We start from the raw sequence: 7,299 nt of genomic DNA on the forward strand, positions 1-7,299 counted from the left end.
TCCTTGGCCTTCGCCTCGAGCGGGTCGGTCGCGGCCTTGTCCTCGAGCGCCTCGTGGTCGGGGTGACGCACCTCGGAGGCGTTGTCGTCGAGGGTGACCTTGCCGTCGAGGGCGACGATCGCGCCGCTGCCGGTGCGGACCAGCGGGTTCACATCGACCAGCGTGGCGTCCTCGGCAGTGAACACGGTCCACAGCGTGCGGATCACGTCGGCGATCGGGGCCCGCAGCTCGTCCGCGAACCCGGCGGTCTCGACGATCTCGGCGGCCTTGGCCTCGTCGATGCCCACGATCGGGTCCACCGCCACACGCGCCAGCGCCTCGGGGCGCTCGACGGCGAGCTGCTCGATCTCCATGCCGCCCTCGACCGAGCACATCGCCAGGTAGTTGCGGTTCGCCCGGTCCAGCAGCACCGAGAAGTAGTACTCCTCGGCGATGTCAGCGCCCTCGGCGATCATCACGCGGTGCACGGTGTGGCCCTTGATGTCCATCCCGAGGATGGCCGCTGCCACCTCCGCAGCCTCGTCGACAGACGTGGCGATCTTCACGCCGCCCGCCTTGCCGCGGCCGCCGGTCTTGACCTGGGCCTTGACGACGACGACCCCGCCCTCAGCAGGCAGCAGCTCACGCGCCGCGTCAGCGGCTTCCTCCGGCGTGGTCGCGACGATGCCGCGGAGCACGGGTACCCCGTGCTTCTCGAACATGTCGCGCGCCTGGTACTCGAACAGGTCCAAGGGTCTTGCCTTCCGTCATCCGGCGCCGCAAAGTCAGCCCGACCTTACCGCGCGGAACGGGCGCCTCGGTGCGGTCAGCCGCGCGGTGTCCCGGAGGGCTCCTGCGGGTCTTCGGCGAGTGCCTCGGCGACGACGTCGGAGAACAGGTACATGCCATCCATGTCGGGGTGAACCCCGTCAGGCTGCAGCTGATCCAGGTGTTGGGTGATGGTGCCGTACCAGTCCGCGACCACCACGTTCGGGTGCTGTGCCGCGACCTCGATCATGTTCTCGTTGCTCTCGGGAATCCAGCTGCTGGAGTGGTAGATCGTGACGAGAACCACATACCGGTCGGGTCCCAGCAGCTCGAGCGCCTCCTGGAGCGGAGCGGGATCCTTCAGGCCGGCGTTGGTCCCGGCGACGATGACCACGATGTCGCGAACCGTCCCCTCGTCGAGCGCGCTGCGGATCGCATCGACCACGGCGGGCCACTGACGGTTGGACTTCGCGTCGATCGCGATGCCTGGGAAGTCGGCCTTCAGCGCCGGTGCGGCCACGTAGAGCATCGAGTCGCCGAAGGCGCTGATCTCGTCACCGCTCGGCAGCACCGGGTCGCCATCGGGGGCGGCGTCCTCACCCGAGCTCCCGACGGCGTCGGCTTCTTGGTCGGCCGGCTCGCCCTGGTCGGCGGTGGTCTGGTCGCCTTCCGCGGCGGCTGCGGCCGCCTCCATCTGAAGCTCGACCTGCGACTTGTCCGGGGCGACGACGAGCGCGACTCCGAACACGACCACGAGTGCGGTCGCCGCCGCGAGCAGAGCCCGCGGGCGGTTCGGCGCGGGCCCACGCAGAGCGGCTCGCACCCGGCGGGAGGTCTCGCGGAACCCGTGCCGACGGATCGGTTGCTCGATCCACCGGTAGGAGGCCGCGGAGACGGCGAGCGTGAGGGCGAGAGCGAGCGCGCGCACGAGCCAGCTGATCGGCGAGTCCGGCAGCGCGGCCGGCAGCACCGCGGTGACGATGAGCAACACCGGCCAGTGCCACAGGTAGATGCCGTAGGAACGTTCGCCGAGCCAGACCATGGGCCGCGTCGAGAAGGCCCGCACCATGCCGTCCCGCGCGCCGGGTGCGGTGGCGAGAGCGGCGATCAGGGCCGCCGTGGCGATCGAGGCGAGCAGGATGCCGCCGCGGTACGCGAACGCGCTTTCGCCGTCGAGCGTGAGCAGCAGGGTGAGCAGAGCGAGCCCGGAGACGATCGCGATCGCCATGCGGGCGCGGTCCCAGCCGGGGATCCGGCGCACGTCGGTCGTGGGACTGGCCAGGGAGAGCGCGAGAGCGGCGCCGATCATCAGGCCGAACGCGTGGGTGTCGGTGCCGTAGTAGGCGCGCGTGACACCGTCGCCGGCGTGCAGTGCCATGAGGCCCGCCGAGACCGCCGCGACGCCGAGCACGATCGCGATCCGTTGCTTCGCGGTCCGGGTCAGTGCGAGCAGCACCGCGAGCAGCACCGGCCACACGAGGTAGAACTGCTCCTCCACCGCGAGCGACCAGAAGTTGACGAAGAGTTGCGGCGCGGTCTGGGTGAAGTAGGAGGACCCTGCGCCGATCTCGAGCCAGTTGTTGGAGAACGTGAGCGCACCGAGCGCCTGCCGGCGGATGTCGACGAGCAGGTCGTTGCCGACCGCGAGCGCGAGCGCCGTGGAGACCACCACGACAGCCGCCAACGCGGGAAGCAGCCGACGCGCCCGGCGGGTCCAGAACCCCTTGAGATCGAGCCGGCCGTGCTCGGAGAGCTCGCGGACCAGCAGCGTGGTGATGAGGAATCCCGAGAGCACGAAGAAGATGTCGACGCCGAGGTAGCCGCCGGGCAGGGTCTGCGGCCGCAGATGGAACACCAGTACCGCGAGCACGGCAATCGCGCGCAGCCCGTCGAGGCCGAGGATCCGCGCGTGCTTGCGCCGGCTCGGGCGGCCCCTGACCGGCGTGCGAGGTCGCGACGGCGTGGCGCGCCTCTCGCGTTCTTCCGTCACCACCGCCACGGGCGCCTACCTCCCTGGTGCTCAGGCTAGGCGCGGGGACCAACAATCTGCCCGCCCGACACGCGAGCGGGCCGATCGTTGGGGTCAGGCCTCGTCGGTCTCGTCGCTGTCCGGGAGCTCCGGCTTGGTCCCGCGCTCGGTGAACGACGCGATCAGGGTGGTCTCCCCCGCCGGTACTGCGACGACCCATCCGGAGGAGCTGATCGAGCGGTTGTCGATCACGGCCCCCGTGACCTCTCGCTCTTCCAGCACCTCACCGGTGCACAGCCGCACGGTGCTGACGAGCTGGCGGCCGTCGCGAGCCTCGCTGATGACGAAGGCGCGGTCCGGATCGCGCCCGTCGTGTCAGTGGTGTCGGGCGTGGATCTCCCGGAGCGTCCCGCCGGCCTCGACGAGCACCCTGCCCTCGTCGTTCAGCACGTCAGCGATCCGGGCGAGCGCGGCGTCGGCCGGGTGTCGTCCGTCGAGCGAGCCGACACGGACGGCGACGACGAGGTCGAACGGCGCCTCGCCGTCGTCCAGGACGAAGTCCTCGATCGCGACGTCGCGGAAATCCGGGCCCCCCGCCTCGGCATCGCGCGTCGCGATCGCGTGAGCGCGAGGTGAGCGGTCGATCGCGACCACGTCGCAGCCGCGGCGCACGAGCTCGCGCGCCAGCGCTCCGGTGCCGCTGCCGATCTCGAGCACGCGCATGCCGGGCCGGATCGGCAGGGCATCGGCGACGGCGCGCAACCGGGGCGAGAGCGCCGCTGTCACCGGGTGCCCAAAGGCCCGACGACGGCGTACCGAGCAGTCAGGAACTCGCCGTTCCGGTCGCTCTCCTCCAGCCGGAGGTCGAACGCGCCTCCGAGCAGCCGACGACCGGAGCCGAGGGTGACCGGTGCGATGCCGACGATCACCTCATCGAGCATGCCGGCGCGAGCGAAGTCGGCAGCGAGGTCGCCGCCGCCGAGCATCCACACGCCCTTGTCACCGGCGGCAGCCTCGATGGCGGCGCGGTGCCCGGAGGGTGGGCCCGAGACGAACCTGATCGTCTCGTTCACGGGCTCGAGGTGACGGTGAGTGAACACGAAGGTGGGCTCGGCATAGGCCCAGCTCCCCGGCTCGTTCTTCATGATCCACTCATACGTGGTCGCGCCCATCACCTGTGCCCCTACCCCGGTCATGAACTGCTTGATGCTTCCAGGCCCGTCCTCATCGAAGGTCTGCTTGAACAGCCAGTCGAGCGAATCCGCATCGTCGGCGAGGAAGCCATCGAGGGTCACGGCGGTGTTGTAGCAGTAGCGGGTCATGTCAGGTCTCCTCCTCCGGCACGCCGGTGCCAGCTGATCGGGTCGGGGTCCAGGTGCGGACCGGTGGTGTCGATGCCCGCCTGGCGCAGCATCCAACGTGCGAGCTGGCGGCGATGGGCGGAGAACGTCAATGTGTGGGCCACGATCTGCGAGAGCAGGAACGACTCGGGCGGGTCACAGATCGCGTCGATCACGCGGTCGTTCCACGCGCCACGCCGCTCCACGTCGCGGGTCATCGCCAGCCAGCGCGCCGCGATGTCGGCGTGCTGCGCGCGCAGCTCGGCCACGCTGTGCGGGCCGGAGATATCGGGCTCGTCCGCGCCCTCGATGCTGGCGAGCCAGGGCAGCTTGTCGAGGGCGAGATGGGCGAGCACCTCGGCGAGCGAGGTGTCGGCGCCCGACCACTCCAGCACCTGGTGGCCGGGCATCCGTTCGCGGCGGTAGTCCTCCTCACTCAGCGGCTCGGCGGCCGCGAGCAGCGCGTCGACGTCGTCGAGGTCGTGCCGCACCATCAGCGTGAGCACCTCGCCGGATGCGTGCTCATGGGCTCCGCCCGCGTCCACGTACAGCACGGTCGGCGAGTGGAAGTGGATGCCGTTCGGTGCGGGCAGCCAGTGGCCCCGCTCGCCCTGCGCAGGCATCGCGCTCGGCGCGCAACCGAAGGCCCGCGCGAACGCCCGCGCGAACCCCTCCACGGAGTCGTAGCCAGCCTCGAAGCCCGCCTCGGTCACCGACGTCCCGCGTTGCAGCTGCCAGGCGGCACGCTCGAGCAGCACCCGTCGCCGCATCGCCACCGGCGGCTCGCCCGCCGCCCGGCTCACCTGCCTGCTGAAGTGGAACGGCGAGGTGTAGGCGGCGGCCGCCATGTCGCCGAGCCTGTCCCCCACCTCGTCATCCGCGAGGACGGCGTCCAGCAGCTCGCGGATGCGGTCTCGCCCTGTCTCGCTCACGGTTCGAGTATGGGTCGCCCACCCGTCGCCGCGCCCGACCGTTCTTGCTCAACCTGGACTACAGCTTCGTCACCGGCGAGTACCGCAACAGCAGCCGCTTCGTCCCGGACTCTCCGAAATCGATCTTCGCGACGGCGTTGGTCCCGGCATTCTCGATCGCCACCACGCGCCCCATGCCGTAGGCATCGTGGGTCACGCGGTCACCCACCTCGAGGTTGGGCACGTCCGCCCGCGGGGTGGCGGAACCGAACTTCGGCGCGTCGGGGGACGGCGGCGCGGCCTCCTTGCGCGCTCGGCGCTCGGCCAGGCGGGAGGTGCGTGGGCCGGTGGAGCCGTAGCCGCCGCCACCGGTGAACGACCCGCCGCGGTAGCGCTGCATCGACGACTCGCGCCGCTTCCAGTCGATCAGCTCCTCGGGCACGTCGCCGATGAACCGCGACTCCGGCAGCTCGTTGGGCATGCCGAATGCCGTGCGCACGCTCGCGCGCGAGACATACAACCGCTCCCGCGCACGGGTCAGCGCCACGTACGCGAGGCGTCGCTCCTCCGCGAGCTCGTCGGGGTCGGCGAGACTGCGCTGGTGCGGGAAGGTGCCGTCCTCGAGGCCGGTCACGAACACCACGGGGACCTCCCGCCCCTTGGCGGTGTGCACGGTCATCAGGGTGATGACGCCCGACTCCCCCGCCCCCTCGGGGATCTGGTCGGCATCGGCGACCAGGGCAACCCGCTCCAGGAAGTCGCCCAGATCGCCCTCGGGATCGGTCTCGGCGAACTCGGCGGCGACCGCGTGCAGCTCGGCGAGGTTCTCCACCCGCGAGGCATCCTGCGGGTCGTCGCTCGCCCGGAGCTCACGCAGGTACCCGGACTCCTCGAGCACGGTGTCGAGCAGCTCGGCGGGCGCGGCACCAGCGGCCGACATCCCGCGCAGGCGCCCGAGCATCCCGTCGAACTCCTTGACGGTCGCGATTGCGCGTGTGGCCAGCCCGAGCACGTCCTCGACCTGCCCGAGCGCCGCCCCGAAACTGGTCCGTTCACGCTCGGCGTGGGCCACGATCATCGCCTCGCTGCGATCGCCCAGGCCGCGCTTGGGGACGTTGAAGATCCTGCGGATGCTGACGTCGTCGTCGGGGTTGACGATCGCCCGCAGGTACGCGATCGCGTCCTTGATCTCCTTGCGCTCGTAGAACCGGGTGCCGCCGACCACCTTGTACGGCAGCCCCACGCGCACCAGCACCTCCTCCAGCGCGCGCGACTGGGCGTTGGTGCGGTAGAAGATCGCGACGTCGCCCGGCTTCACGCCGTCGGAGTCGGAGAGCCGGTCGATCTCGGAGGCGATGAACCGCGCCTCCTCGTGCTCGTTGTCGGCCACGTACCCCACGATCCGGGTGCCGGCACCGGCGTCGGTCCACAGGTTCTTCCGCTTGCGACCGGGGTTGCGTGCGATCACCGAGTTCGCGGCGGTGAGGATCGTCTGCGTGGACCGGTAGTTCTGCTCGAGCAGGATGGTGGCCGCGTTCGGGTAATCGGTCTCGAACTCGATGATGTTGCGGATCGTGGCGCCGCGGAACGCGTAGATCGACTGATCCGCATCGCCGACCACCGTCAGCTCGGCCGGCTCCACGCCAGGCGTGGCCGAAGAACCATCACTATTCATCCCCACCAGCTCACGCACCAGCACGTACTGCGCGTGGTTGGTGTCCTGGTACTCGTCCACCAGCACGTGCCGGAAGCGGCGCCGGTAGTGCTCGGCGACGTCCGGGAACGCCTGCAGCATGTGCACCGTGGTCATGATGATGTCGTCGAAGTCGAGCGCGTGCGCCTGCCGCAGCCGCTCCTGGTACCGCCGGTACGCCGCCGCCAAGTTCTGCTCGAACGGGTTGTTGCCGACGGTGCTCAGGTACTCGTCCGGGTCGACCAGCTCGTTCTTGAGGTCCGAGACCCGGTGGCTGAACGCCTTGGGCGGATACCGCTTGGGGTCGAGGTCGAGCTCGCGGCACACCATCGTCATCAGCCGCTGGGAATCGGCGGCGTCATAGATCGAGAAGCTCGACCGCAGCCCGATCGTCTTCGCCTCGCGCCGCAGGATCCGCACGCACGCGGAGTGGAACGTCGACACCCACATGGTCCGGGCGCGCGGGCCGACCAGTTCCTCGACCCGCTCACGCATCTCGGCTGCGGCCTTGTTGGTGAACGTGATCGCAAGGATCTCGCCCGGCCGCGCGCGCTTGGTCGCGAGCAGGTAGGCGATGCGGTTCGTCAGCACACGCGTCTTGCCCGAGCCTGCCCCCGCGATGATCAACAGCTGCCCGCC

7 protein-coding genes are annotated in these 7,299 nt (G+C 70.3%); all 7 read right to left on the reverse strand.

The features are described from left to right. Window positions 1-731: ATP-grasp domain-containing protein (locus tag ACOJSN_RS09610; protein WP_420112273.1), on the reverse strand; the 731-nt coding region annotated here is incomplete at its 3' end. 74 nt (window positions 732-805) lie between these two features. Next, the gene (locus ACOJSN_RS09615; RefSeq protein ID WP_420112274.1) at window positions 806-2,746 is read right to left on the reverse strand and encodes an acyltransferase family protein; all 1,941 of its coding nucleotides are present in this window, start codon (window positions 2,744-2,746) and stop codon (window positions 806-808) included. Between the two features lie 84 nt (window positions 2,747-2,830). Next, complete coding sequence (locus ACOJSN_RS09620; protein ID WP_420112275.1) at window positions 2,831-3,019, reverse strand: hypothetical protein; 189 nt, start codon at window positions 3,017-3,019, stop codon at window positions 2,831-2,833. 72 nt (window positions 3,020-3,091) lie between these two features. After that, a complete protein-coding gene (locus ACOJSN_RS09625) occupies window positions 3,092-3,502 on the reverse strand; it encodes an SAM-dependent methyltransferase (protein WP_420112276.1) in 411 nt (136 codons plus the stop codon). Continuing rightward, on the reverse strand, window positions 3,499-4,038 hold the full coding sequence (locus ACOJSN_RS09630; RefSeq protein ID WP_420112277.1) for a dihydrofolate reductase family protein: 540 nt from the start codon (window positions 4,036-4,038) through the stop codon (window positions 3,499-3,501). The genes ACOJSN_RS09625 and ACOJSN_RS09630 overlap by 4 nt, the downstream gene beginning before the upstream one ends. After that, window positions 4,035-4,988, reverse strand: coding sequence for a helix-turn-helix domain-containing protein (locus ACOJSN_RS09635; RefSeq protein ID WP_420112278.1), 954 nt, complete (start codon window positions 4,986-4,988; stop codon window positions 4,035-4,037). Before ACOJSN_RS09635 ends, ACOJSN_RS09630 begins: the two co-directional genes overlap by 4 nt. A 58-nt stretch (window positions 4,989-5,046) precedes the next feature. Beyond that, window positions 5,047-7,299: DNA helicase PcrA (pcrA, locus tag ACOJSN_RS09640; RefSeq protein WP_420112279.1), on the reverse strand; the 2,253-nt coding region annotated here is incomplete at its 5' end.

Origin of the sequence: Pseudactinotalea sp. (assembly GCF_048594945.1) — a bacterium.
Classification (GTDB): Bacteria; Actinomycetota; Actinomycetes; order Actinomycetales; family Beutenbergiaceae; genus Pseudactinotalea.